This is a genomic window from Acinetobacter sp. ANC 4470 (genome assembly GCF_002135335.1).
In the GTDB taxonomy this organism is placed as follows: Bacteria; Pseudomonadota; Gammaproteobacteria; order Pseudomonadales; family Moraxellaceae; genus Acinetobacter.
Genome location: NZ_NEGC01000003.1, coordinates 114,454 through 140,411, shown reverse-complemented (window position 1 = coordinate 140,411; position 25,958 = coordinate 114,454). Strand labels below are relative to the sequence as shown.

The 25,958-nt window shown below is 37.9% G+C and carries 22 protein-coding genes; 12 read left to right on the top strand and 10 right to left on the bottom strand.

Translation table 11 applies throughout. The features are described from left to right. The first annotated feature begins 39 nt into the window (after positions 1 to 39). Positions 40 to 960: a site-specific tyrosine recombinase/integron integrase gene (gene xerA / locus B9T25_RS05765; protein WP_086187728.1), complete on the top strand. Its 921-nt coding sequence runs from the start codon at positions 40 to 42 to the stop codon at positions 958 to 960. A 21-nt stretch (positions 961 to 981) separates the two neighbouring features. Here the strand turns inward: xerA and B9T25_RS05760 are convergent, their stop codons facing one another. Beyond that, entirely contained in the window at positions 982 to 2,517 is a 1,536-nt protein-coding gene (locus B9T25_RS05760) for an FAD-dependent oxidoreductase (RefSeq protein ID WP_086187517.1), read from the bottom strand. A gap of 452 nt (positions 2,518 to 2,969) precedes the next feature. On the opposite strand from B9T25_RS05760, the gene B9T25_RS05755 reads away from it, so the two are divergent. Then, on the top strand, positions 2,970 to 3,338 hold the full coding sequence (locus B9T25_RS05755) for a hypothetical protein (protein WP_171262733.1): 369 nt from the start codon (positions 2,970 to 2,972) through the stop codon (positions 3,336 to 3,338). On the opposite strand, the gene B9T25_RS05750 is transcribed toward B9T25_RS05755, so the two are convergent. Both B9T25_RS05750 and B9T25_RS05745 read right to left on the bottom strand, forming a co-directional pair. Continuing rightward, positions 3,265 to 3,873, bottom strand: coding sequence for a GNAT family N-acetyltransferase (locus tag B9T25_RS05750; RefSeq protein ID WP_086187515.1), 609 nt, complete (start codon positions 3,871 to 3,873; stop codon positions 3,265 to 3,267). The two genes, B9T25_RS05755 and B9T25_RS05750, sit on opposite strands and share 74 nt — an antisense overlap. A 9-nt stretch (positions 3,874 to 3,882) precedes the next feature. Then, positions 3,883 to 4,377, bottom strand: a complete 495-nt coding sequence (locus tag B9T25_RS05745) for an Lrp/AsnC family transcriptional regulator (RefSeq protein WP_086187514.1) — start codon at positions 4,375 to 4,377, stop codon at positions 3,883 to 3,885. Between the two features lie 114 nt (positions 4,378 to 4,491). On the opposite strand from B9T25_RS05745, the gene B9T25_RS05740 reads away from it, so the two are divergent. The 4 genes from B9T25_RS05740 to gyrA all read left to right on the top strand — a co-directional run bounded on the left by B9T25_RS05740 (position 4,492) and on the right by gyrA (position 10,766). Continuing rightward, the gene (locus B9T25_RS05740) at positions 4,492 to 5,097 is read left to right on the top strand and encodes a LysE family translocator (protein ID WP_086187513.1); all 606 of its coding nucleotides are present in this window, start codon (positions 4,492 to 4,494) and stop codon (positions 5,095 to 5,097) included. Between the two features lie 510 nt (positions 5,098 to 5,607). Next, positions 5,608 to 6,357 carry an electron transfer flavoprotein subunit beta/FixA family protein gene (locus B9T25_RS05735; protein WP_004648300.1) on the top strand — a complete coding sequence of 250 codons (750 nt, stop codon included), beginning with the start codon at positions 5,608 to 5,610 and terminating at the stop codon, positions 6,355 to 6,357. Positions 6,358 to 6,374: 17 nt separating this feature from the next. After that, on the top strand, positions 6,375 to 7,307 hold the full coding sequence (locus tag B9T25_RS05730; protein ID WP_086187512.1) for an FAD-binding protein: 933 nt from the start codon (positions 6,375 to 6,377) through the stop codon (positions 7,305 to 7,307). A 450-nt stretch (positions 7,308 to 7,757) separates the two neighbouring features. After that, positions 7,758 to 10,766: a DNA gyrase subunit A gene (gene gyrA, locus B9T25_RS05725; RefSeq protein ID WP_086187511.1), complete on the top strand. Its 3,009-nt coding sequence runs from the start codon at positions 7,758 to 7,760 to the stop codon at positions 10,764 to 10,766. A gap of 82 nt (positions 10,767 to 10,848) precedes the next feature. Here the strand turns inward: gyrA and B9T25_RS05720 are convergent, their stop codons facing one another. The 5 genes from B9T25_RS05720 to B9T25_RS05700 form a co-directional block, all read right to left on the bottom strand. Continuing rightward, positions 10,849 to 12,015 carry a type I restriction endonuclease gene (locus B9T25_RS05720; protein WP_086187510.1) on the bottom strand — a complete coding sequence of 389 codons (1,167 nt, stop codon included), beginning with the start codon at positions 12,013 to 12,015 and terminating at the stop codon, positions 10,849 to 10,851. 482 nt (positions 12,016 to 12,497) lie between these two features. Then, positions 12,498 to 13,595: an ABC transporter permease gene (locus B9T25_RS05715; RefSeq protein ID WP_086187727.1), complete on the bottom strand. Its 1,098-nt coding sequence runs from the start codon at positions 13,593 to 13,595 to the stop codon at positions 12,498 to 12,500. A gap of 8 nt (positions 13,596 to 13,603) precedes the next feature. After that, the gene (locus tag B9T25_RS05710) at positions 13,604 to 14,734 is read right to left on the bottom strand and encodes an ABC transporter permease (RefSeq protein WP_086187509.1); all 1,131 of its coding nucleotides are present in this window, start codon (positions 14,732 to 14,734) and stop codon (positions 13,604 to 13,606) included. Continuing rightward, positions 14,734 to 15,918, bottom strand: coding sequence for an HlyD family secretion protein (locus tag B9T25_RS05705; RefSeq protein WP_143222459.1), 1,185 nt, complete (start codon positions 15,916 to 15,918; stop codon positions 14,734 to 14,736). The genes B9T25_RS05710 and B9T25_RS05705 overlap by 1 nt, the downstream gene beginning before the upstream one ends. 18 nt (positions 15,919 to 15,936) lie before the next feature. Beyond that, positions 15,937 to 17,433: a TolC family protein gene (locus B9T25_RS05700; RefSeq protein ID WP_143222458.1), complete on the bottom strand. Its 1,497-nt coding sequence runs from the start codon at positions 17,431 to 17,433 to the stop codon at positions 15,937 to 15,939. Between the two features lie 156 nt (positions 17,434 to 17,589). Here B9T25_RS05700 and B9T25_RS05695 point away from each other — a divergent pair, with 156 nt between their 5' ends. Together B9T25_RS05695 and serC are read left to right on the top strand one after the other, a co-directional pair. Beyond that, positions 17,590 to 18,255, top strand: coding sequence for a hypothetical protein (locus B9T25_RS05695; RefSeq protein ID WP_086187508.1), 666 nt, complete (start codon positions 17,590 to 17,592; stop codon positions 18,253 to 18,255). A 119-nt stretch (positions 18,256 to 18,374) separates the two neighbouring features. Then, on the top strand, positions 18,375 to 19,454 hold the full coding sequence (gene serC / locus B9T25_RS05690; RefSeq protein ID WP_086187507.1) for a 3-phosphoserine/phosphohydroxythreonine transaminase: 1,080 nt from the start codon (positions 18,375 to 18,377) through the stop codon (positions 19,452 to 19,454). A gap of 1,315 nt (positions 19,455 to 20,769) precedes the next feature. On the opposite strand, the gene B9T25_RS05685 is transcribed toward serC, so the two are convergent. Beyond that, positions 20,770 to 21,702, bottom strand: coding sequence for a hypothetical protein (locus B9T25_RS05685; protein WP_086187506.1), 933 nt, complete (start codon positions 21,700 to 21,702; stop codon positions 20,770 to 20,772). Between the two features lie 273 nt (positions 21,703 to 21,975). Between B9T25_RS05685 and B9T25_RS05680 the strand changes: the two genes are divergently transcribed. Together B9T25_RS05680 and B9T25_RS05675 are read left to right on the top strand one after the other, a co-directional pair. Then, a complete protein-coding gene (locus tag B9T25_RS05680; protein ID WP_004648315.1) occupies positions 21,976 to 22,446 on the top strand; it encodes a YaiI/YqxD family protein in 471 nt (156 codons plus the stop codon). Positions 22,447 to 22,458: 12 nt separating this feature from the next. Further along, on the top strand, positions 22,459 to 23,370 hold the full coding sequence (locus B9T25_RS05675) for a DMT family transporter (protein WP_086187505.1): 912 nt from the start codon (positions 22,459 to 22,461) through the stop codon (positions 23,368 to 23,370). An 11-nt stretch (positions 23,371 to 23,381) separates the two neighbouring features. Here B9T25_RS05675 and B9T25_RS05670 read toward each other — a convergent pair whose 3' ends face one another. Next, the gene (locus B9T25_RS05670; RefSeq protein ID WP_086187504.1) at positions 23,382 to 23,945 is read right to left on the bottom strand and encodes a PilZ domain-containing protein; all 564 of its coding nucleotides are present in this window, start codon (positions 23,943 to 23,945) and stop codon (positions 23,382 to 23,384) included. A 23-nt stretch (positions 23,946 to 23,968) separates the two neighbouring features. Here B9T25_RS05670 and B9T25_RS05665 point away from each other — a divergent pair, with 23 nt between their 5' ends. Continuing rightward, complete coding sequence (locus B9T25_RS05665) at positions 23,969 to 25,204, top strand: lipoprotein-releasing ABC transporter permease subunit (protein ID WP_086187503.1); 1,236 nt, start codon at positions 23,969 to 23,971, stop codon at positions 25,202 to 25,204. Then, positions 25,197 to 25,880 carry a lipoprotein-releasing ABC transporter ATP-binding protein LolD gene (lolD, locus tag B9T25_RS05660; protein ID WP_086187502.1) on the top strand — a complete coding sequence of 228 codons (684 nt, stop codon included), beginning with the start codon at positions 25,197 to 25,199 and terminating at the stop codon, positions 25,878 to 25,880. Before B9T25_RS05665 ends, lolD begins: the two co-directional genes overlap by 8 nt. Positions 25,881 to 25,958 lie beyond the last annotated feature (78 nt).

Here is a 25,958-nt window from a genome sequence, read left to right as displayed (position 1 = left end):
CGATTAAATACAGTGAGAAAAAATGTGATTGATCCTGAAATGCAGCAGTATTCTCCAGCTGACTTATTGGTGATGTGGCTCAAAGAAAGAGAAATTCAAAATCAATCTAAACATACACTGCAAGCATACGATCGTGATGTTTCCAATTTTTTAAATTTTTGTGCAGTCAAAAAACTCAGTTTAATGAATGTGGAATCTACAGATTTACGTGAATTTTTAGCTCAAAAAGTAGAACAGCAACAACTCAGTTCCAGTAGTTTGCAACGCTTATTATCTTCGATTCGGCAGTTTATGAAATGGGCAGAGCAGGGGCAATATTTGGCTTTTAATCCAGCCGATGATTTTCAGTTAAAACGCCAGCCTAGACCTTTGCCAGGTATGGTGGATATTGAAACAATTAACCAAATTTTAGATCAGCCCAAACCTGAAAAACCGATAGAACAACAAATGTGGCTGCGCGATAAAGCGATTTTAGAATTATTGTATTCCAGTGGTTTACGCTTGGCAGAAGTACAAGGTTTACGTATTAAAGATATTGATTTTAATCGGCTTCTTTTGCGTATTACAGGTAAAGGTAATAAAACACGTGTTGTGCCGTTTGGTTCAAAAGCCAAAGCTGCCGTGATGCAATGGTTACAAATTTATCCACTTTGGAATGGTGATTTTGTTGCTGAGGCCAATGTATTTATTACCCAAAAAGGCAATCCGCTCGGTGCACGACAAATTGAAAATCGGGTAAAATTTCAAGCGCAACGTGCAGGGGTAAATGTTGATTTACATCCACATTTATTACGGCATTGTTTTGCCAGTCATATGTTGTCAAATAGTGGCGATTTACGCGCGGTGCAGGAAATGTTAGGGCATAGTAATTTAACCACCACGCAAATTTATACCCATGTCGATTTTGAGCAGTTGGCGAAAGTCTATGATCAGGCACATCCGCGGGCACAAAAATCTTAAGTTTATCCAAGCGTATTTTTGCTATTGGTTTTTAACTTTCTCTGGGTATTTCATCTGTATTTTTTGAAAATACTGTTCCAAAGTGTCGATGTTGGCTTGTGGATCTATCAAGGCGATATAGGTGTCAGGACGGAGTAAATAAACGGCATCTTTGAGTAAACCTACCTTTTTACAGTTTGCATCCCAAACAAATTGGGATAAAGGTAGATTGTGCTGAGGACACCATGTTTGCAGCTCTGATCGTGCTGTGCCATAGACATGAATTTGCCAAAGCATCTGTTTTAAAGCTTCAAAATTGTTACTTTGCAATTGCTGAATCCAAGGCAAACGATCGCCTGCATGAATTTTACTGCTTTTGCCTTGGCTGAGTGGGCTTTGCCGATAATGGATGCCAAGCTGTGAAATGATACGGAAAATGAAGTGACTCAGTGGCGCATTGTTGTAAATTTTAGGCAACAGATAAGGGATGATTTGGGTTCTAATTTTAGCAGCCCAATAGCCATCTGCTGTGATCATACTAAATATTCGATCGGTGCTTTTTACCAGTTTTTCGGCAAACGCCCGCCGTTCAATCTGATAGCTCTCTAACAGTTGTTCCGAGGCTTGATTTTTGATAACTGCGGCTAATTTCCAAGCCAGATTGATAGCATCACCAATACCGGTATTCATCCCTTGAGCACCTGCGGGGCTATGTAAATGTGCGGCATCACCAACCAGAAAAACATTGCCGATGCGATAGTCTGAAACAATACGATGATGTACACGGTAGGTCGAAAACCAGTTGACCTTTTGGATGGTCAGACCTAAGTCTTGAATAGCGGTATGTGCGACATCATCAAAGCTCAAGTTTTGTCGAGATTGGATACGATCCTCACGAATCAGTCCAATCAAACGTGCTTGCCCGAGTTGCCCATAAGAAAACAATAAAACAAAATCTTCCCGATCTAAAGAAATATGCACACCGCCATCGACGGATGCTTCTTGTACATGAACATCTGCAACATAGAAAAGTTTTGAATACGTCCCACCAGGAAATTTCAGCCCTAATTGATGTCGTATTGGAGACTTGCCACCATCACAGGCGCAAAGAAAACGGGCAGAATAGTATTCTAAACCCTGCGGACTACGAATTTCTGCACAAACATGGTCTGAATGATGGGTAAAACTAATCAGTTCGCTGGAGCGTTCAACAAGCACCCCGAATGTTTCTAAATGTCGGATCAGCAGTCGTTCATGTTGATCTTGTGGGTAGATCAAAATAAAAGGATAGGGCGTGAGTGTTTTGCCTTGTTCGATCAATTTTAAAACACCACGTTTTTTCCCCAATGCCCATAAGTTGAGCTGTACATTGGGATAACCTGCTTGGATGACTTCTTCTGCCAAATCCATTTGTTGATATAATTCTAGCGTGCGCGCATGAATCCCCAGCGCCCGTGAACTTTGACTGGGTTCTGTATTTTTATCAATAATCCGTACAGTAATTCCTTGTTTACTGAGCCAAAGTGCAAGGATTAGACCCGTTGGCCCTGCACCAACAATCAGAACATTATTTTTCATGTTATCTCCTGAAAATGACTCCTGAAAATGACTCCTGAAAAGTGAGTAGGTAAAAGTGAGTAGGTAAAAGTTGTTCAATGTTTGATGTGGAATGGCGCTTTATTTTTTCGTTAGATTTTTTAAGAATTTTTTAGCATAATCCTTTCACCTTGGCGTATTTGCAGCAGAATTGTAGAGTTTTTTATTTTTGTGGTAGCTTAAGGACGATGAGTTATTAAGAGGGCGTCAATTGAATATTTAGCGAGATGGTTTGTATGTTTTTTATTGCGATTCATCAAATTGGAACAATATCTGCATATTCTTTAGAATGAAAATAGAGAACCTACTTGAGGTTAAACTCAGTTAAAGTTAAAAAAGTCAGTCCATTATAGAATGGTCGTATATTATTTTTGTGGAATAAAAATAATATAGCTCATTGAAAATGATGAATGCACAGATGGAGGGTAACTGAAATGAAAAATATTGAACAAAAATATGCACAATTAACCGAAGTACAAAAAGAAATTTTTGCAGGTTATGGTTTAAGACAGGTCAAACATTTTGTGGACATTAGTTTGCCGAATATCGAACCTTCTTTACCTGAAAATACGTATGTGCAAGGCATTAATGCCGAAGGTAAGGTTCAAGCGATTAATCCTGATAGCAAAGAAACCTATCTTTGGATTTCAGACCTGCAATGGCAAGAACGTCCGATTGCGATGGTTAATGTCGATTTAAAAGAAGATTTTTTGGCAATTTGGAAAATATTTAACCTTCAAGCATATGAATTAATTGATTTGAGTCATATTCATCGTGATTTTTTAGAAAACCAGCTGGTTTAAATTGAGCTGCATTTATTTGATAAAGCACATGTCTTTGTAGTGGGCTACGATGATCTAATGCAGGATGATTAAAATAATATTGAAATTGCATTCTTAAGCGTTGCATGACGGCTTGGGATTTACAGTTTTGTTGTGCAGTGAATGCCACCACTTCATTTAAATGAAGTGAATTAAAAGCAAAATTTAAACAAGCAATCGCGGTTTCGGTTGCAAAACCCTTGCCCCAAAATTTTTGCTCGAGTCGCCAGCCAATTTCAGTACAGGGTGAAAATGTGAATTGATCGGGTTGCTGATGTAAACCAGTGAAACCGATAAACTCACCTGTGTGTTTTAATTCGACTGCCCAGAAACCCCAACCTTGAATTTCAATTATGCTTTGGAACTTTTGTGCTAAGGCATCACTTTGTGGTTGTGTTAAGTAGCTTGGAAAATAGCGCATCACTTCGGCATTGGAATTTAGGGCGTAAAATGGTTTGAGATCGGAATCTTTCCATGACCTTAAAATTAAACGTGATGTCTCAAGCTGTAGGTTCAAAATAATGTCCTAAAGATCATCCAGTGGAAGTTGGAAACTTTGTTTAATAATTTGACTGGGTAAATCCGTTTTCACACTGGTAATGCCATTTTTCTTGGTTAAATGTGCCGACTGAAATTTACGATAGTTTTCTAAGTCGGGGACGACAACTTTCAGCATGGCATCAGATTCACCTAAAATAATATAACATTCCATCACTTGAGGTAGTTCTTTCATCGCCTCAATAAAGCAATCAATCGTTTCAGCATCTTGCCCAACCAACCAAATACGTGAAAATAAAATCAGTTGTAAGCCAATTTTTTGCGGATCGATAATGGTGGTGTAGCTTTGAATGACCCTTGATTCTTCCAGTAATTTCACCCGTCGCAAACAAGAAGAAGCGGATAGTCCAATTTCACGTGCCAGATCATTATTTTGCATACGTCCATTGGTTTGTAATGCACGAATGATATTTTTATCTATACGATCAAGCTTTACTGAAATAGATTTAGATAATAATTTCATAAATTAGAATATAATTCGAAAAATAATTCTAATTATAGAATATTTTGAAATCCTATTTCGTGCTATTTATTCGATACTTATTTCCACTTTCAAAATATAGAAAGGGAAAAGGAAATGTCCGTCTTTTTACTCTTCGCTTTAACGGTAATTCCGCTTATTTTTACGCCTGGGCCAGATATGTTATTTATCTTGTCACAAGTAATGGGTAAAGATGTAAAAGCCGGCATGATGGCGACTGTTGGGGTGTGTCTAGGATATTTAGTCCATTCTGTTTTAGTGGCTTTGGGCATTGCGGCGATTATTGTTTCTTTTCCCATTTTGTTTGAAAGTATTCGCTGGTTGGGAATTGCTTACCTTTTATTTTTAGCTTTTAGTTTAATTAAATCTGTTTTTAACACGCAGAAATTAGCGATTGAAAATAAAAGCACAGCCAAGCCAATTCAAAAAGGATTTGTTACCGCTTTATTGAATCCAAAAGGCATGTTGATTTATTTTGCGATCTTACCGCAATTTATCGACAAAACAGGCAATACTGTCAGTCAGGGGTTAATCCTTTCTTTTATCTTTATTGGCTTATGTTTTGTGGTGTACTGTGGTTTAAGCATAATTTTTGCCAAAATTAGCCAAAATTCACAGATTGATGAACGTAAACAAAAATGGATTGATGGTGGTTCCGGCGGTTTATTAATGCTTGCTGCAACTTGGCTCATCATTCAATAACCGTGCTATAAAAGCATGTCTAAATGGCGTGTTTTTTTTGTGCAGTACTTTATATAGCGTTAGATTTCTACATTAAACGTCATTTGTTACATGTTTAACTTAAAGAAGTAACCAACGTTACGGCAAATACAGCAAAAAATGAGTGCAATCTGTCTTAAATGACGGGGCATAACTTGTACATATGTGCAAGAAGGCAAAGTTGCTTAAATAAGAACGCAATCGAAAATAAGGGTGAAATCAGAACTTTTGATGAAGTTAATCAAGTAAAAATATAATAAAAATCAATGCTTAAAAATAACTAAATAGTGAAGGAATTCATCTTAATAAAAACATTTGAAAAAAAATGAACGCCTAGTTCAAGGAATTTTACGCATTTTTACGACTGTTTCGATAATTGTGACTTGACCGAAATGCCATACACATTGCAAGATAGGGCACCTAAAAATTTTAACTGAAGAGTTATTATAACTTTTCTCAATATTTACTTTTGCTAAAACAGCCGAGGATTACATGAAGGCTCTTGTTGCTGTAAAACGTGTGGTTGATGCCAACGTTAAAGTTCGCGTTAAACCGGACAATAGTGGGGTAGACCTTACTAACGTTAAGATGTCGATCAACCCATTCTGTGAAATCGCAGTGGAAGAAGCAGTTCGTTTAAAAGAAAAAGGAACAGTTTCGGAAATCGTTGTGGTTTCTATCGGTCCTAAAGAAGCTCAGGAACAAATCCGTTCTTCTATGGCACTGGGTGCTGATCGCGGTATCTTAGTAGAAACGACTGATGAGATTGGCGCACTTGAAGTGGCTAAAATCTTAAAAGGCATTGTAGAACAAGAAAAACCAGAATTGATCCTTCTTGGTAAGCAAGCGATTGATGATGACTCTAATCAAGTTGGTCAGATGTTGGGTGCTTTACTTGGCGCTGGTCAAGGTACATTTGCTTCTGTAGTGAATGTTACTGGCGACAAAGTTCAAGTAACACGTGAAGTAGACGGTGGTTTACAAACTGTTGAATTAAACCTTCCTGCAATTATCACCACTGACTTACGTTTGAATGAGCCACGTTATGCGGCGCTTCCAAACATCATGAAAGCGCGTAAAAAACCGCTTGATGTGAAGTCTCCTGCGGATTATGGCGTTTCAGCTACAACTAAACTTAAAACAGTTAAAGTTGAGCCACCAGCAGAGCGTAAAGCTGGCGTACAAGTGAAATCTGTTGACGAGCTTGTTGAAAAACTTAAAAACGAAGCGAAAGTGATCTAATACAGAAGGATAAAATCATGAGTATTTTAGTTATCGCTGAGCACGACAATAAGACACTTAACGGTGCAACTTTAAACGTTGTTGCTGCAGCACAAAAAATCGGTGGTGATATCACTGTATTGGTTGCGGGTTCAGGCGCTCAGGCTGTTGCTGACCAAGCAGCTCAAGTTGCGGGTGTAAGCAAAGTATTACTTGCTGACAACGCGGCTTATGCACACCAATTGGCTGAAAATGTTGCTGCTTTAGTTGCACAAGTTGGCAAAGGTTATTCACATATCCTTGCGACTTCTACAACTACAGGTAAAAACGTACTTCCACGTGCGGCTGCACTTTTAGACGTAAGCATGATCTCTGACATCATTGCTGTTGAAAGCCCTAAAACTTTCAAACGTCCAATCTATGCAGGTAATGCAATTGCAACTGTAGAATCTTCTGAATCTATCGTAGTTGCGACTGTTCGTGGTACTGCATTTGATCCTGTCGCTACGACAGGCGGTTCTGCTGCGGTTGAAGCTGTTGCTGATGTTCAAGATGCTGGCATCTCTAAGTTTATTTCTGAAGAGATTGTGAAGTCTGAACGTCCTGAATTAACAGCTGCTCGTATTGTTGTTTCTGGTGGTCGTGGTGTGGGTTCAGGTGAGAACTATCACACTGTACTTGATCCATTGGCGGACAAACTGGGTGCGGCTCAAGGCGCATCACGTGCTGCGGTTGACGCTGGCTTTGTACCAAACGACATGCAAGTCGGTCAAACGGGTAAAATCGTTGCGCCTGACCTCTACATCGCTGTCGGTATTTCTGGTGCGATTCAGCATTTAGCGGGTATGAAAGATTCTAAAGTGATCGTTGCGATCAACAAAGATGAAGAAGCACCAATTAACGCAGTAGCAGATTACTGGTTAGTGGGTGATTTGAACACTGTTGTTCCAGAACTAGTATCTAAAATCTAATTCTTTGCTACAGTTTCAAAAACGCTCCTAGTTTCTAGGGGCGTTTTTTTTTAAGTAAAAAATACGAGTGCTCAGCATGATTCGGTCGTTTTGATATTTTTATGATTACTCATTAGATATTTCATTTTTACGTTGATGTATAAGTAAAATGAGCACCTAAATAGAGCAAAAATATTTAAATTTTAATGTTATGGATTTGAATGAAAATCGATAAAAAAAGAACTGATTCACATAAAAAAACAACAATTAAAAATGATTAAAAAATAATCGATAAATTGCAGAAAATTAACAAGATTAAGATCGATGATAAGAGACAAAAATAAGAGAATTTATGCTATAATTTACGGCTGTATTTAGACTTTAGCTCAGCTTGTTTTGGGTTAATTTTTGCAAGATTGATTATATAAAACGAGCGGTTCAATACTGTACTGTTTGTAATAAGGAGTATGCATGAGCGTATCGGAAATTAGACCGATTGCCATTGAGGATGAACTTAAAAGCTCATATCTCGATTATGCCATGAGTGTTATTGTATCTCGTGCATTACCAGACGTGAGAGACGGTTTAAAACCTGTTCATCGTCGTGTGCTGTTCGCTATGCACGAATTGGGCAATGACTACAACAAAGCCTATAAAAAATCTGCGCGTGTAGTTGGTGACGTGATCGGTAAATATCACCCACATGGTGATTCTGCTGTTTATGAAACCATTGTACGTATGGCTCAAAATTTTAGCTTGCGTTATCAATTGGTGGATGGTCAAGGTAACTTTGGTTCTGTCGATGGCGATAGTGCTGCAGCAATGCGTTATACCGAAGTCCGTATGCGTAAATTGACCCATGAAATGTTGGCTGATTTAGAAAAAGATACAGTTGAATGGGAAGATAACTACGACGGTTCTGAGCGTATACCTCAAGTCATGCCGACCCGTATTCCAAATTTATTGATCAATGGTGTGACTGGTATTGCTGTTGGTATGGCGACCAATATGGCGCCACACAACATGACCGAAGTAGTCAATGCTTGTTTGGCTTATGCAGATAACCCAAATATCAGCATTGAAGGCTTAATGCAGTATATTTCAGGGCCTGACTTCCCTACAGGCGGTATCATTTACGGTAAATCAGGTATTGTAGATGCCTACCGTACGGGTAAAGGCCGTTTGCATATTCGTGGTAAGTATCACTTCGAAGAAGATCCGAAGAATGGTCGTATCACCATCGTATTTACTGAAATTCCTTATCAAGTCAATAAAGCAAGAACCATTGAACGTATTGCTGAATTGGTGAAAGAGAAAAAACTTGAAGGTATTTCAGAACTGCGTGATGAGTCTGATAAAGATGGTATGCGTATTGTCATTGACTTGAAGCGTGGTGAAAACGCTGAAGTGATTGTCAATAACCTGTTCCAAAATACTCAGCTTGAAAACTCGTTCAGTATCAACATGGTTTGCCTAGACAATGGTCAGCCGAAGTTGATGAATTTAAAAGATATCATTGCGGCATTTATTCGTCACCGTCAAGAAGTGGTGACCCGTCGTACCATGTTTGAGTTACGCAAAGCGCGTGAACGTGGTCATATCTTGGAAGGTTTAACGGTTGCTTTAGCCAATATCGATGCGATTATTGAAACCATTAAAGCCTCTGCCAATCCCGCTGAAGCGCGTGAGCGTTTACAAGTAGGCGAGTGGGCTGCGGGTGGTGTGGTTGCATTACTGGAAAAAGCAGGTTCAGTTTCTGTACGTCCAGAGATTATTGATGGTGAAGATCTGTCTAAACCGTATGGTTTTGATGGCGGCATTTACCGTCTTTCACCTGCGCAAGTCGGTGCAATTTTAGAATTACGTTTACACCGTTTAACTGGTCTTGAACAAGACAAGTTACACGCGGAATATTCTGAAATTCTAGGTCAAATTGCTGAACTTACTGCTATTTTAAATGACTTCAATTTATTGATGGCTGTGATTCGTGAAGAACTAGCGTTGATTTTGCAACAATATGGCGATGCACGTAAAACAGCCATTGTTGAATCACGAATTGATTTCTCACGTGAAGATTTAATTCCTGAAGAACAAATGGTACTGACCGTTTCGAAAACAGGCTATGCAAAAACTCAACCATTGTCTGACTATGCTGCACAGCGTCGTGGTGGTCGTGGTAAGTCTGCAACATCAATGAAAGAAGATGATTACATTCAACATCTGATTGTGACATCGAACCATGCGACCGTTCTATGCTTTACCAACGTGGGTAAAGTGTATCGTTTGAAAGTCTATGATGTGCCACAAGCATCACGTGGTGCAAAAGGTCGCCCAATGGTGAACTTATTGCCACTGGATGCTAATGAAACAATTACAGCAATTCTTCCTGTGATTGATGCACCGAAGAAATTTAAAGATCGTCTGGTTGCTTTCCAAGCATTTGTAAAAGCCAATACAGCTAAACTTCAAGAAAATGAAATTATTAATGGTCATTTTGTTGAACTTGAAGCGGCTTTAGCTGAACTTGAAGATGGTGCAGATGACTTGTCTGATGCATTACGTATTCAATTGAAACAGTTAGGTGTAGAACTTTCTACGACTGATCTGGACGATGACATTATTGCTGACTTTGCCCAGCAAGCTGAAAGCGTACGTAAAAACTTCTATGTATTTATGGCGACTGAGTTCGGTACGATTAAACGCGTTGAGCTTGAACAATTTAGTAATGTTCGTTCAAATGGTTTACGTGCGATTGAGTTAAATGAAGAAGATACCTTAATTGGTGTGGCGATTACCGATGGTGAGCAGCAGATTATGTTGTTCTCAAATGAAGGTAAGGCGATTCGTTTTGCTGAAACTGATGTACGTTCGATGGGTCGTTCTGCCAAAGGTGTACGCGGTATGCGTGTCACGATTGGTGCAGCACAAGTTGAAGATACCGAAGATACTGATGTAGAGTCTGATGATGAAGATGCTTCGGATTCAGTTTTAGTCAGCCGTATTGTATCGTTGGTCGTAGTACCTGAAACGGGTGAAGTACTGTGTGCTTCTGAACATGGCTACGGTAAACGTACCCCAGTAGGCGACTTCCCAACCAAAAAACGTGGTGGTAAGGGTGTTATTGCACTTAAGACTTCAGAACGTAATGGTGAGCTTGTCGGTGCGGTTGCGATTGATGCATCTAAAGAGTTGATGTTGATTTCTGATGGCGGTACTTTAGTGCGTACTCGTGCTTCTGAAGTTGCACAAACTGGTCGTAATGCGCAAGGTGTTCGTTTGATCCGTTTAGGTCAAGATGAAGTGCTTGTGGGTGTTGTTGCTGTCGAAGCAGTTGAAGAAGAAGAGTTTGTAGCAGCTGTTGAAGGTGAGGAAGTCGTAACTTCTGAAGCATTGATTGATTCTGAAATTTTGATTGATGACGAAATGATTGCTGATGAAACTGGCAATGAATCAGATTTAAATGAGTCTGAAGAAGAGTAAGTTTTAACGGTAATAAAAAGAGCGCTTAGGCGCTCTTTTTATTGTAAATAGCAAAATGAAGTTAGGTTGCTTTTGTCATAGATTACATATTTGATACTCGTTTGAAATTTTCATCATTACTACAATAATCTAAACAATCTTTAAGAATTCCAACTGCACGATAAATGTGTTCAGGTTTATCTAAAAATACTTGTCCATTTGCTTGTACTTCAAGTCCTGCACGACATAATTCAAGTCTTCGTTGATCATCAATGGGCACTATAAATTGAATTGTTGGGCGTTTACGATTTACATCGTATCTAAATAACCAACGATTATTTTTCTTTTGAAAAAGAAGAGAATAATAACTTTCGGTATCTCTAGCCGTTAATTCTGCTTCAGGGAATAATTCACTAACAATACGGTAAAGATCCTGTTCATCTTTTGTCGTTACAATTTTTTCATTGTCTGGGTGAGTGATATCAACAGGTTGATGGTCTATTATTGGCTGTTCAATTTTAGTAGGTTGCGGTTCTATGGGGTGGGCAGTAATAATAGTAGGTGATGATAGTCCTTTAACGACCATATCGCTAATAGCTTGTTCGACTGCTCGTTTTACAAATGGTTGGATGGTTTCTAAAAATTTAGTATTTAATTGACGCTGAATATTTGCTTGTTGTGCAACATAACGAACAAAGTCTAAATCAATCTCATTGATACTTTTCTTTATTACTGTTTTAAATTGTTGGATATATTGGTTTTCTTCAGCAAAAAAACGTAATTTTTCAACATGAAAATTATCATGCTTAAATTCTGCTAATTGCACCAGTTCTTCAGCTTTATGTTTCATAAAATCTACTGTAAGAAATGGTTTTTCATCCATCACATTAGCATTGATTAAATCAGTAAAGAAACGCCATTCTTTACCATTGGTAATTGCTCCGATTGTAACGCCAAGACTACTATTAAAATAACGAGATAATTGTGGAGCATGGTTGGTCAGATTTGCAGCATAAGGTTTTGCTTCAATGAACATTACAGGTTGTCCATTACAATACAAAGCATAATCAACTCTTTCGGTTGCTTTGACTCCTGGAAAATCAGCCGCGAATTCTGCTAATACTTTTGTTGGGTCATAAGGATTAAAACCAAGAATGTCTAATAACGGTAAAATTAATGCTTGTTTTGTTGTTTCCTCTGTTGAGCAGTGTTCCCCGACACGTTTAACATGTTCAATATGGTTCTGAAGTTTATTTATAAAATTTTCCATATATTTCCTATTTATGAGTTATTGATTGTTATTTAATCAGTATTAACTTTTTTTCTTTATTTTTCAATTACTAAAATTATAAACAATGTTATTTTAGGTTAGTGTTTTAGGTTTAACTACATGAATCAGAAGATAAAATAGGAGGTTTTATCTTTTAGATTTTAATAGGACATTTAATTTTAATTTGTTCAAATTAAAGATAATTTTGGAGTGTAATTTGTTTTTATATGGCATAGCTTTATTTTAAAAATAGATTTTTTAAACCTAAGAAATTTTTTTGATTAAGTTCAGTGCGTACAAAATGAAGCTTCCTTTTAAAATTTTATGTATTACGCAGCATTCTGCATTTCAATCACATAATTCTTTTATTTTTTAGTATCGAATTGACCTTCCCCTTTACCAATCACATCCAGCACAGAACATGCAATATATAAAATACGGTTAATACCACTAATAAATGCTAAACCTTTCAAATCAGAATGTTATTTTTGACGCGTTCTGCTTAGGCGGAAATACCCCAAAACTAACAATACAGCACCTGTAGTTGCTAAATAAATCATTTTTGGAATGACCAGATGAGTAGGTACACCCATTTGATTTAGTTGAATAAACATTTGAATACCTTGGGTGGATGGTAGTGCATTGCCTAGGTATTGCATCCATTCGGGCATGGCTGCATGTGGCCATGCTGTGCCTGAGAGTAAAAATAGCGGGATAGAAGTAAATACAATGACGTGTCCTGCACGTTCTGGCATATCAAAAAATGAAGCAATGACCATTGTCAGTCCAATGACGCAACTGATAAAAATCGGTACAGCTAATAGCATGCCCCAAAAATTACCACCATGTGGATAATCATATAACCAGAAGGTAAAACCAAATAAATAAAAGCAACCTAGACAGCCAATGGTTAAAATGGCACAGAATAATCCAAAAAATTCAGTTTTTTTAGGTTGCCAATTGGATTGTCTGTAGCCTGCAATCAGCATACTTAAACCTAAAACAATGGTTTGATGAATAATTAACGGAGCAATCGCAGGGAAAACATAACTTCCATAGCCGGATAGTGTATTAAATAAAGGAATTTGATGAATTGAAAGTGCAGGGCTGAAATGTGAAATATGGCCAAATTTTTCGGCCTGTTCAGCAATGGCCTGTTCAATTGAGCCGGCTAAACCCAAGCCAATCTGTTTGGTTTTGAGAAAGTAAGCAGCACTTAAATATAAGCCAACACCGCCCACCTCACCACGATGAACGCTATTGGATAAATTATCGGGCAACAATAAAATCCCATCAGCTTGCTGAGTTTTTACCATCATTTGCGCTTCAGCAAAATTTCCTGTGACGGCTTTAATTTTTACATTTGGGCTTTTTGAAACTTCAGTAATAATAGTGGAAGTCAGCATGCTTTGTTCTTCATCCACAATTACAATGGGCAAAGATTCTGCATGCTCGGCTTTATAGGCAGTAGGATAGAAAAAACTATATAAAAATACCGATAAAACCAAGGTGGTAAAGATTGAGCTATTATGGGCAATATCTTTAAAGCTTTTTAAGTAAAAATGAAGGAATTCTTTCATGCTATTTTTCATGAGTGAATTCTCTTTAAATATTTTTTCAGGAAGATATAGGCTGTTGCAAAATAAAACAAACAATACGCTGCCAAAACTGCAAGTGGTAAGAGTGAAGCGGAGATTGGGCTACCGATAACCCATTGTTCAGTCTGCAATTTTGCATATGGAGTATAAGGAATAATATTGGCCCAAAATTGCGTAAACAGTGGGGCATTGTTTAAAGGTAAAGTGACTCCCGCAAAACTTAACGATGAGCCACCATAAACGGCAATAAAACCAAAGGATTTAGCTAAGTTGCGAGTTGCTAAAACGACAGTGCTGCTAATAAAGGCATAAGCACTGTAAAAGAAAAATTGACCAAGTAGAATCATCCATAACTGACCCGCAACAAACCAGCCACGAACTTCAATCAGCCAGAACATCCAAGCCCATGTCCATACAGTAAAAATAAGAACATAAACTAAAATTTTAGACAATAAGGCACTGAAAATACTGTGCTGATTTAACCATTGCCTAGTGGTGTTAAATTTCAGTTCTTGCCCCACAGCAAAGGCCACACAACAACACAATAATAAATGCAGAATTGCAGGAATCATGAAGGGTTCTAAATAAAACTCATAACTTAAACTTGGATTATATAAAGGCGATATTTTGACATTCGGTGTTGGAATATCTAAATAAGGAATGCTATTGGCTAAATAGTTTTTCCGAGTGAAATCAATGGTCGCTTCTAGGGTGCTAAATAACATCGCAGATGAAATCGCATTACCCACACTAAAATAACTTTGGTTAAAAGCAATGCTGATTTCGGCATCTTGAGCTTGAACTAGTCGCTGTTCCGCGCCTGCAGGAATAGAAATATAGCCCCAAATTTTGGTTTGATTCAGCAGCTTTTCCACTTCATCGGGGCTTTGTGAAATCAGTGCAATTTCTAAAGTTGAATTATGCCTAACATATTTTTCAATATTTAGACTCAGTTCGCTTTGGTCTTGGTCAATAATGGCAATAGGCAAATGCTCAGGCTTGCCCTGATAAAACATGCTGCTGAACAACACAATAATAAATAAAGGTGCAAGTGTAACTAAACACAAGTCCCATTTATGTGTCAGTAAATAGCGTAGTTCACGCAGTATGCCCGACCACATTATTGAGTCTCTTTAATTTTAAATAGCACGCTCATACCGACTTTTAAATCTGTGATTGGAAGCACTGGTGCTAAATGAATTTTAAAGCTACGGATATCGTAGCCTCCAGTTTGGCGCGTAGTTTTAATGGTGGCAAATTCACCTTCAGCATCAATATTTTTAATTTTAAAAGTCGCAGTTTGGTTCAGCGCAGGAATAAAACCATTCATCGTTTTGGCTTTATAAATTTGTGCATATAGGTCTTCACGTACATTTACGCTTACCCATAAATCATCATCCTGAATAATGCTCACTACAGGCACACCTATAGCCACCAGTTCCGAGACTTTGCCATAGGTTTTAGAGACTGTGCCGTCAACAGGAGCAAGTAATTTAGTTTCAGCCGCTAAAGCATTGGCTTCAGCGACAGCCGCTTGAGCAATTTGAACTTGCGCATCGGCAGAAGATAGTTGTTGTGGTGTACTACCACGTTTGGCACGAGCATATTGTTGATACGCTGCTTCGGTGAGTTGACTTGCAGATAATGCGGCAGCCTGCATTTCATCGCGTCGTTGGCGAGAAATAACACCTTCTTTAAACAGGTTAGCACCACGTTGATAGGTGGTTTTGGCTAAAGTTTCTTGTGCTTTTAAACTTTGCCAATTGGCATACAGACTATCAATATTTTCCTGTTGCGAGCCTCGTTCAGCAGTCGATTGCAGTGCCAGAGCCGATTGTAAAGCGCCTAAAGCTTGCTGTGTTTTTGCATCTACTTCAGGGCTAAATAAACGAACCAATTCCTGATTTTTGCTGACCTTTTGTCCATCATGTACATAAATTTCTTCAATACGACTGGGAACTTTGGTACTGACATGAATCGTTTCAGCTTCAACTCGGCCTTGTAATTCAATTTCTTTGGGTTGGTAACTTTTCCATAAACCAAATGTAATTAAACCTAAAAGGGAAATAAGCACAATTAAACCCATTGCTTTTATAGCAGCTGATTTTTTAGGTTCGTCGTTTGAGTCTATTTGTGCTGCTTGAATATCTTGCTGGTTTTTAGCTTCCGTTTCTGCATCTGCTTGCTGCTCAGGCAATATTTCTTGAGTATCAGTTTTGCTGTCTTGAGCAGATGTAGCTGTAGAGCTTCCTTCCGATGAGGTGTTTTCTACATCTTGATCAGGCTTGCTTTGATCTTGAGTCATTTTGTTCCCCATCAAAAATTAACGAAGGTAGTACGTTTGAGTTTGATTGACATAGCTTTGAAATTGGTCAATAGAGCCGTGACTTTGCAATAAGGTCGCCAGCGACATGACATATTTATAAGCATTTAATGCCATTTCACTTTTTAAGCCAGTTAATACGTTTTGTGCATCAATCACTTGTGTGGCTGTGCCCATATCTTCTTTAAAAGACAGGGTTTGAATACGTAAGTTTTCTTGCGCTGCTCGCATATTTTGTTGTAAGAGTTGATGACTTTGTTGTGCCGTCGTCACTTCGCTATAGGACGTGTAAATAATATTTTCAATTTCCTGTTTGGTGCGTTCTGTAATTAATTCAGAGGCATAGCGTTGTAATTCTGCGGCCTGAATATTTTTGTTTTTATCGACCCCTGAAAATAAATTATAACGAGCGACCACACCGATAATCCAATTTTGCTTGTCATCTAGACTGTATTCACCAAAGGCAAAAATATTGGGTTTTTTTGCTGCACTTTGCACTTTTACGTTGGCATTGGCCAGTTGTGTATCTATTTGCATTTTACGAATGAGAGAAGATTGATCTTGATAGGTTTTGAGTAAGCCATTTAAAGATTGGCTTTGCGCAGAATTGACAAATAACGGTGTGCTCAGCTCAGTAATTTGGCTGCTTTGTAAAAGATTATTCAGTTGAAATAAGCTCGATCTGAGATTGGCATCAGTATTTTGCTCCAGACGTTGCGCATTATTTTTTGCTACTTCAAATTGCATGCGTTGCCCTTTGCTAATAAAGCCCTGATTTTCCAGTTTTAGTGCATTGCTATAGTGTGTTTGCATGGCATTCAAATTGGAATGACTTGAACTCAATAATTGCTTTTGCAGTTGCACATTAAAATAGGCTTGAATCAGTTCAAAACGTTGAACATCTTGTTGTTGTTTACTACTGAGTTGGCTGCGTGCGGCTTTAATATTCACCACTTCTTTGGCACTAGAGGTTAAGCCACCCGTATATAAAGGCATGAGTATCGACACTGTTGGACGAACAACTTGATCTTCTAAAATTACATTTGCAGAGTCGGGAAATAGACCGACACCACTATGAATGGTTTGATTGATTCCTTCTTTTAAGGGATCTGAAATATTAGGCGGTAGATTCTGCTCATTAATACGGTCATTAATGCCTTGAGAAAGCGTTTGTTCTAAATTATTTTTAAATGAATCCAGAGGAATATCCACTTCATTATGAAAAGCATAAGCCCTGACATTTAAATCGACACGCGGTAGACCTAAACCTTTGACTGCTTCAGCTTCTAATTTGGCAGCTTGTTGTAAGGCTTGATTGGCTTGAGTGCTATATGAATTTACTAATATAGATTGTTCAGCCTGTGCATAGCTGATGCTTTGAGCAAAACTGACTGAACTTACAAATATGGAAGATGAAAAAATCAACATTTGTGCAAGAGGTTTCTTAATTAAAGTATTTCGTTTAATACCTGAAAAGGGTGGTGAATGCTGTAACATCGAATAGATTCTCCACATCGTAATTTTAATTATAAAGCATCATGTAATGATATGTTTTGATAGTAGTGACTGTCTTGTGCGAGATGAATCCAGCGTGAAAAACATAAATTTATCGATTATATTATAGGTAATCTCATACATTTAAATAAATATAAGATGGATTTACAAGTTAAACAGCCGAATAAATTTCCAGATGAATGTACGCTCAATCAAGCTATCAATCTTTTTTATCAGAAGAATGGTTTTGGGCCAATTGTTGGCGATCGTGAGCCTTTAACCGTAGGCGTATATACCGGTTGTTTAATTGTCCCTATGCCAAACATCGGTGTACGTCATAAGTATTTAAAATATCATGATATTCATCATATTTTAACAGGTTATACCGTGGGGCGTATTGGCGAAGGGGAAGTGAGTGCATGGGAACTTGGAACAGGGTCAATGTTTAGCCATCCCATATTGGGCATCATGAATTTGATTACATTGTCTACCGGATTTTTTTTAGAGCCTAGACGTATGTTGCAAGCGTATAAGCTGGGTTTAAAAAGTTCAAATAACTACGATTTAAAAACCCGAGTATGGTTAGATTCACAGGCTGATGAGATAACGGTACGAGAGTTAACACAGTTTAAACTGGCACATAAACCTAAAGTTTATTTACATTGGCTGCGTTGGATTGAATTTACTGTGTATTTAACTGCAGCAATTTTAATTCATGCAATTGTGGTTATTCCTGCGTTAATTTTACGCATCGTGAGTTATTTACTTGCAGGTGAACCATTTATTGACATTATTAAACCTGTCAAACGGTCAGATCTTTATTGAAAATTTGACTTTAAATGTTCGACAGCATTGAAATATTTTCAGGATAATTTACTGCAAGCACAGGCTATATGTGGTTAAATGCCCTCATTTTATTGTGTTTCACTTTGAAAGGAAAAATCATGCGCGCGTACAATTTCTGTGCTGGTCCTGCTGCATTACCGACTGCCGTTTTAGAAAAAGCTCAAGCTGAAATGCTCGATTGGCATGGCAAAGGTCTTTCGATCATGGAAATGAGTCATCGTAGTAGTGACTATGTTGCTGTTGCAGAAAAAGCAGAAGCTGATTTGCGCAAATTGATGAACATTCCAGAGAACTATAAAGTATTGTTCTTACAAGGCGGTGCTTCACTTCAATTCTCTGCTATTCCTTTAAACCTGTTGGGTAAAAATAATAAAGCAGATTATATCCATACCGGTATTTGGTCTGAAAAGGCCCTTAAAGAAGCAAAACGCTATGGCGACATCAATGTCGTGGAAGCGGGCACAACCATTAATGGTAAATTGGCGATTACCGATCAAAGCCAGTGGAATTTATCTGATGATGCAGCTTATGTGCATTATGCAGAGAATGAAACGATTGGCGGTTTGCAGTTTGCAGGTATTCCAGAAGTGAATGCGCCTTTAATTTCAGATTTATCTTCAAGCATTCTTTCAGCACCCATTGATGTGCCTAAATTTGGTTTAATTTATGCGGGTGCTCAAAAGAATATTGGCCCTGCTGGTTTAACTTTAGTCATTATTCGTGAAGACTTGCTTGATCAAGCAAAACCTGAAATTCCAAGTATTTTGAAATATTCTGAACAAGCTAAAAATGATTCAATGGTTAATACACCATCTACTTATGCTTGGTATTTATCAGGTTTAGTCTTTGAGTGGTTATTGGAAAATGGCGGTGTTGATGCCATGCATAAAGTAAACCTTGCAAAAGCAAACTTACTTTATGGCTATATCGATTCTAGTGATTTTTATGCTAACCCGATTGTTGAACAAAATCGTTCAATCATGAACGTACCATTTACTTTGGCAAATGCTAATTTAGATAAATTGTTCTTGAAAGAAGCAGAAGAAAACCATTTGCTTAACTTAGCAGGTCATCGTTCAGTCGGTGGTATGCGTGCCAGTATTTATAACGCTGTACCTCTAGAAGGCGTTCAAGCATTGGTTAACTTTATGGATGACTTTGCAAAACGCAATGGTTAATACCTGAAAGTAAAAAAGCTCATCAAATGATGTAATGCCAGTCAGTTAAAAAATTGACTGGCTTTTTTATTTTAAATTGATGATGTTATTCGATACGCGGACACGTCATCCGTAACTGTTCGAGGCAAAACTACTTTGAAAAGGTAAAGTTTTTGCGATTAATTAATCAATAACGGGTATTTGACGAGTTTTGCGGTGAGGCGCACTGCGCTGCAAGATGCCTTTCTTGCGAACTCAAAATATATTTTGAGGCTTCTCATTTGGGCTTATCCAAAGTAATAGATGAGCTCCAAGTATTTGATTTAAAAATATAAGACTCCGTTGTGAACAAATAAAAAGTTAAGGGATTAAGAGTAAAATTCCTTAACTGATCAGCATTACATCAAATGATGGGCTTTTTTACTATTTATTGAAATGAGTCTGGTTAAATTAGCTTATAAAATAAAGTGATGTAAAAGATAGGCAGACATAAACATGCCTAATATAAAAAATAGACATGAGATTGAGTCTAACTGGAAACGTTTGCTGAGTTGATGTTCAACTCGTTGTATATTTTCTTCTTGTACGATTTTCATGGAAAGTTCTATTCCGATTTATTTATCGTTAATTTCTATTGCTAGAGCGTATTTTTAGCATAAAAAATTGATTAAATAAAGTACTAAATAAAAATATGTAATTAAAATATTTATTCTATAAAATGTACCGCTAAGTTAATCTCAGCTTCTGAGCAATAGATAAGTTGAATAAATCAAAAAATGTTCAATATTTGATTCTTTAAAATCAGCACGACCTTATTTGATTGATTCAATTTTTATGTCTTTACGTAGGTTTTTTTCTACTTTTGGAAGGTCGAAATGAAGACCTTATAATATATTTTGATTCCGCAAAAAACTTTTTTCCCATACACGACATCTCTGAGCAAGTTTTAAGCACTGCTTTAAAATGCAGCGCAAGGATGAGACGCGTGCGGAATCTATGCCAGATTATGCATCTAATATTTGCTAAAATTTATTTTTAATTTTGGCTTTATGAATTAATTTTATTGACTAAAAACTAATTTATGAAAGCAGTCTAATGAAGAATTTTTAATCTAAAAAGCTTTAAAACTGCGGAATAAAAAAATAATCGGAATAGGATTTAAAATAGAAAACTTTGAATTTGAATTGTGGATAAGTGTGCTTTAATTTGAATTTAAAACCTTTAAGTACTATGGATAAGTTGAAGGTTTAATGTTTGCTGAAAGAAGATAAATAGAGATAAAAAAGCAGCTCAATATGAATGTTAATTATCATTATATTGAGCTGCTTTTTATCCATTATGGTTTTTTAGCGTGAATATTGACTTGAATCCATAAGTTGCCACGAATGAATTGACCAATCTGAAAGTCTTTGTGTGCTGCATTTTTGCTTGCAATACGAATCAGCGTTGCTTCTTGGTCTTCATCATGAATGAGGGCAACGTCATAAAGCGTATATTCTTGCTCCATAAAGCGCATCGAGGTTTTACCGACAATATTGCCTTGGAACCAAGCTTCATCTTCTTGTCCCATGTTTTCGCCATAAAGATAAGCCACCATTTTCGAAAAATCGACAGTCACAGGTTCTTTATCATCTTCTGATTTAGGTTGCCAAGCGTCAATTTGTTCTTGCAAATTGACAGGCGCAATGCCGTTATTGGCAGCTAAAATATCATTTAAAGCACGATGGTGTTTAATCGAAGCGGGATCATCAACCACCAATTGTTCATGGTTGGAAACGGCTTCAAGTTCATAAGCCCAAGCATTGAATTGCGCAAGATAATTTTGACCTTTTTCATATTGCTCATGATTGACGCTATACAATGTATCAAAAGCATAGACAACGGTATTTGCACCTAAATTGAGTTGTAAAACTGCCTGTGTATTTGATTTACAGGTAATAATACGCTCAATCGTGGCATTAACTTTATATGGGCTTTCAAAACTTGGAAATGCCGTTTTAACACATTGCGGTTTGTTATTTTCAACTGCAATCACTTGAGTGATTTTTACAGCGGCTTTGTTTGGTCCTTGAATTAGCCATGTGGCTTCATCCATGTCAGATTCTTCTTTGCACAAACCCATCGGCATAACAGGTGCATCAAGGGCTAAGCCTAGCCATTTAGGCACATCGGTACATGGATTATCTGTGAGTAAATTCCAATGTTCGACATGGCTGCCAAAGCTCTGATCTTCAATGGTGAGAATTTCTGGTCTATTTTGATTTTTCATATTCACAATTGATGTTGGTTTGTATTTGTATATTAAATCGAGGGTTATTTTAAAATTTCAAGTCACCTAGACTAAATTAAAATATCAAAGTCAGTGAAATAGAGGAAATACCTTGAATTAACCGAACTTAGGCGGCAATAGTTTTTGTTTTAAAAATGCTATTTCGCTGAATTGAGGTAAAAGAGCTAAATGGATTAAGTGGATTTATCCATCATCTTGTCATCTGGAATTTGTTAAACTAAGTGTTCGTCTTATTCTTGTTATGGATGCTTTGTGCTGCCATTTAAACTTTGGGTCGATGCAGATGCATTGCCTAAAATTCTACGTGAAGTCATTCTTCGTGCTTCAGATCGCTATCAATTAGAAGTCACTTTTGTGGCCAACCAAAATGTAGGGATTACACCTTCAGTACGGATTAACTCCATTCAAGTGATGAGTGGGGCTGATGCCGCAGATAAAGAAATCATCGAACGCATGAAAGAGCATGATATTGTGATGACACAAGACATTCCTTTAGCGGCACAGGTGATTGAAAAGGGCGGAATTGCGATTCATCCACGAGGTGAGGTTTATACCACAGCCAATGTAAAAGCCCGTCTGCATTTACGTGATTTTATGGATTCTTTACGCGGGGCAGGTGTAAACACAGGTGGCCCACCGCCGATTTCTGAACGTGATAAACGTGAATTTTCCAGCTCACTCGATCAAACGATCCAAAAACAGAAACGTAAAACTGCACTTTAAGCCGAGCTGATTATGCCTTCTAAAGCCAATATCGTATCAACCTATGCCTTGTTGGTGTTTATTTGGGCGACAACGCCATTGGCGATTGTGTGGAGTGTCTCTGATCTACATTTACTTTGGGCTTTGGTACTACGGTTTTTTATCGCTTTACCGCTAGCTATTATGTTGTTGCTGATCCTAAAAGTTAAATTTCCAACGGATCAAACATCTTGGCATAGTTATTTGGCGGGTTCATTTAGCTTAATGGGGTCTCAGATCTTTACCTATATTGCGACCAGTTATTTAAGTTCGGGGATTATTGCTTTGATGTTTGGTTTAGCCCCCATTATGGCGGGTCTGATCGGGTATTTTGGCTTTAAACAGCGTTTAAGTCGTTTACAGTGGTTGGGTATGGTGGTTGCTGTGGCTGGACTGGCCATTATTTGCTTTGGTGGCGAAAATCAACATATAAACCCGATTGGGATCGGTTTAATGTTGATGAGTGTATTTACCTATGCGTTATCCATTTTCTGGGTGAAAAAGGTCAATGCCAATATTGAACCTGTAGCACAAGCAACGGGCTCGATTTTTGTCTCAACCATTGCGGCTATATGTATCGTGCCCTTTATTTGGCAATATGTACCGACGCATATTCCAAATGCAAAGTCTTTGTTGGCGCTTATGTATACGGTGGTCATGGCATCACTGATTGCGATGTTCTGTTATTTTAAATTGGTACAAAATATTCAAGCGACGACTTTGTCACTCACCACGGTCATGACTCCAATGATTGCCTTATTGATTGGTGCTGTTCTTAATCATGAATCTTTGTCTGCAATGGTTTTTGTCGGGGCATTCGTTTTGTTATTTGGTTTGTTTATTTATTTCTATCGCGACCTTAAGGCGAGTCGAACACTCGCCCATAAGATTAAATCTAACCCTTAAATTTTGAGTTTTTATTTTTGGTTAGTAGATATACATTCGGCAAGTTTAACTCGATCCTGTGGATGTAAGGTGATGAAATAGGCTCCTGTACGGAATTTACCATTTTCTTCTGTGCGGCTATAGACCACTTGCGCAGTTGCAGCAATATGAAAGAAATTTTCAGGGTGGCTTAAGGTCACATGAATGTAAGTTCCTTCTTGAATGAGACGCTCATTAAAAAAGCTGAATCCTGTTTCTGAAAAATTAACATCTTCTGGTATGGGTAACATGGATTGTACAATTGTGTCGTACAAGGAACCGGTAATAAGGTTTAATTTTTGGTTGAATAAGGATAAGATTCGAGCAATTTGTTGATCTTTTTGGGTTAATTGTTCTAATTCGTAGTTTAATGCATGATCAAATTGATCTAATTCTGCGAGTAGTAGAAAATAACGTGGCAGCACAAAGTTAGGATCATAAGGGTCATTTAATGCGACATCATCAGAAATAATCTGATAATTAATTCGCAAGGCAGCATCTATACGTGACATCACACGTCGTTCCATGTTGCCACTTTGATGCTGTAAATTTTCCATAATTATTCCTCGGACTAGATGGTATGTTTAAACCAATCTCGCTGTATATAGGGTTGAGATATACCCGCGCACGGCGTAGTAACCACTTTATTTCTTTTATTGCGTTGGTTTCTATGATCGGTCTCACCTTAGGTGTGGCTGTACTCATTACAGTCTTATCTGTTATGAATGGTTTCGACCGAGAGTTGAAAAACCGTGTCTTAGGAATGATACCTCAAGCTACTGTTTCTTCAACGCAAATTTTAACAAATTGGCCGGAACTTGCAAAAAAAATTGAGCAACATGAGCATGTCAAAGGCGTAGCACCATTTACCCAGTTACAAGGCATGCTGACCGCCCAAGGGCAAGTGGCTGGAATTATGGTTTCAGGAATTGAACCTGAATATGAAAAGAAAGTTTCAATTATCCAAGATCATATGGTTGAAGGCAGTATAGACCGTTTGAAAAAAGGTGAGTTTGGCATTGTTTTAGGTAAACAAATGACGGATTCACTTGGTTTGGGGCTGAATGACAGTATTACTTTAGTTCTCCCTGAAGCAACACCATCACCAGCAGGTGTGGTACCGCGTTTCAAACGCTTTAAAATTGTCGGTATTTTTAGTATTGGTGCAGAAGTAGATTCCATGATGGGCTATATCGCCTTGAATGATGCTTCTACATTATTACGTCTTCCAGATGGTGCTCAAGGTGTTCGTTTAAAACTGGATGATATTTTCCTTGCGCCAAAAGTTGCCGATGACATTGTGAAAGATTTACCTTCGAATTTTTATGCATCGAATTGGACTTTTACTCACGGTAATTTGTTTAGTGCTATTCAGATGGAAAAAGCCATGGTGAGCTTGCTACTTTTTCTGATTGTCTTGGTTGCGGCATTTAATATTGTGTCATCGTTGGTGATGGTGGTGACTGATAAAAAATCAGATATTGCGATTTTGCGTACATTGGGCGCTTCACCCGCAACGATTACCCGAATTTTTATGGTGCAAGGCACGATCATTGGTGTGATTGGTACAGTCTCAGGTGCTATTTTGGGTATTATTTTTGCCTCAAGCATTAGTGGTTTTATGGGTTGGATCAATACCGCATTTGGTTTGAACTTATTTGATGCGTATTTTATTAATTACTTACCATCTTATTTGCGTTGGCAAGATGTGATGGTCATAGTTTGCTTATCCTTACTTTTAAGCTTCCTTGCAACGATTTATCCAGCATTTCGTGCTGCCAAAATTCAACCTGCAGAGGCTTTGCGTTATGAGTAATATTGTCCTCGAAGCCAAAAATATCTCCAAAAGTTTTACCGATGGTAAGACTACAGTTGAAGTGATTAAAAACTTGTCTTTGCAAGTCAAAGCAGGTGAGTTTGTTTCGATTGTGGGTTCAAGTGGATCAGGTAAAAGTACTTTGTTGCATGTGCTGGGTGGCTTAGACTGTCCAACAGAAGGGCAAGTCTTTTTAAATGACAAGCGCTTTGATATTTTGGGTGAAGCTGAACGTGGTTATTTGCGTAATCAGCATTTGGGTTTTGTCTATCAATTCCACCATCTTTTGCCTGAATTCAGCGCTTTGGAAAATGTTGCGATGCCATTGATGCTACGTGCAGGTACTAACTACAAACAATCTAAAGAACAAGCTGAATACTTGCTGAATCGCGTAGGGTTGTCGCATCGCATGACGCATAAGCCCGGTGAGTTATCTGGTGGTGAACGTCAACGTGTGGCTTTAGCACGTGCTTTGGTGACCAAACCTGAACTGATGTTGGCTGATGAACCGACGGGGAACTTAGATCGTAAAACGGCAGTGAAAATTTTTGAACTGCTCAGTGAGTTACGTCGTGAGTTTAATATGGCTATGCTCATTGTGACGCATGATGAACAATTGGCTCAAGCAGGCGATTCTATTTTGCATATGCAAGATGGTGTATGGATTGACGGTTAGACGCTGGTCGATAAATTAAAAAAATGATTGAAGCTCACTCCGGTGGGCTTTAATATTGCGAAAAATTAAAAAACTATA